Below are 1,401 nucleotides of genomic sequence, written 5' to 3' on the forward strand. Positions count from 1 at the left end.
TCGTGCGCAAGGTGCTCATCGCCAACCGTGGCGAAATCGCTGTCCGCGTGGCCCGGGCCTGCCGGGATGCCGGTATCGCCAGCGTGGCCGTCTACGCGGAACCGGACCGGGACGCTCTGCATGTCCGCGCCGCGGATGAGGCGTTCGCCCTGGGCGGTGACACCCCGGCCACCAGCTACCTGGACATCGACAAAGTCCTGACCGCCGCCCGCGAATCGGGGGCGGACGCCATCCACCCGGGCTACGGCTTCCTGTCGGAGAACGCCGACTTCGCCCAGGCCGTCCTGGACGCCGGTCTGATCTGGATCGGCCCGCCGCCGCAGGCGATCCGTGACCTCGGCGACAAGGTCGCCGCCCGCCACATCGCCCAGCGCGCCGGCGCCCCCCTCGTCGCCGGCACCCCCGACCCGGTGAGCGGCGCGGACGAGGTCGTCGCGTTCGCCGAGGAGCACGGCCTGCCGATCGCCATCAAGGCGGCGTTCGGCGGCGGCGGCCGCGGCCTGAAGGTCGCCCGCACCCTCGAAGAAGTCCCCGAGCTGTACGACTCCGCCGTCCGCGAGGCCGTCGCCGCGTTCGGCCGCGGCGAGTGCTTCGTCGAGCGCTACCTCGACAAGCCCCGCCACGTGGAAACCCAGTGCCTGGCCGACACCCACGGCAACGTGGTCGTGGTCTCCACGCGTGACTGCTCGCTGCAGCGCCGCCACCAGAAGCTGGTGGAGGAGGCCCCCGCCCCGTTCCTGTCCGACGCCCAGATCGACGAGCTGTACGCGTCGTCCAAGGCGATCCTGAAGGAGGCCGGCTACGTCGGCGCCGGCACGGTGGAGTTCCTCGTCGGCGCGGACGGCACGATCTCCTTCCTGGAGGTCAACACCCGACTTCAGGTCGAACACCCGGTCACCGAGGAAGTCGCCGGCATCGACCTCGTCCGCGAGATGTTCCGCATCGCCGCCGGCGAAGCCCTCGGATACGACGACCCGCCGCTGCGCGGCCACTCCTTCGAGTTCCGCATCAACGGCGAGGACCCCGGCCGAGGCTTCCTCCCCGCCCCCGGCACCGTCACCACCTTCGCCCCGCCCTCCGGCCCGGGCGTCCGCCTGGACGCGGGCGTCGAATCCGGCAGCGTGATCGGCCCGGCGTGGGACTCCCTGCTGGCCAAGCTGATCGTCACCGGCGCCACCCGCGAACAGGCCCTCCAGCGCGCGGCCCGCGCCCTGGAGGAGTTCAAGGTCGAGGGCATGGCCACCGCCATCCCCTTCCACCGCGCGGTCGTCAAGGACCCGGCGTTCGCCCCCGAACTCACCGGCAGCGCAGACCCCTTCACGGTCCACACCCGCTGGATCGAGACCGAGTTCGTCAACGACATCAAGCCCTTCACCTCCCCCACCGACACCGACACCGACG

At 71.9% G+C, this 1,401-nt stretch carries 1 protein-coding gene; it reads left to right on the forward strand.

The window, feature by feature from the left end; genetic code table 11:
• Positions 1-2: 2 nt before the first annotated feature.
• The coding region (locus KBY32_RS35175) for an acetyl/propionyl/methylcrotonyl-CoA carboxylase subunit alpha (RefSeq protein WP_210982927.1) at positions 3-1,401 on the forward strand (1,399 nt) is incomplete at its 3' end.

This window comes from Streptomyces sp. RK62, from assembly GCF_018070255.1.
Lineage (GTDB): Bacteria > Actinomycetota > Actinomycetes > Streptomycetales > Streptomycetaceae > Streptomyces > Streptomyces nigra.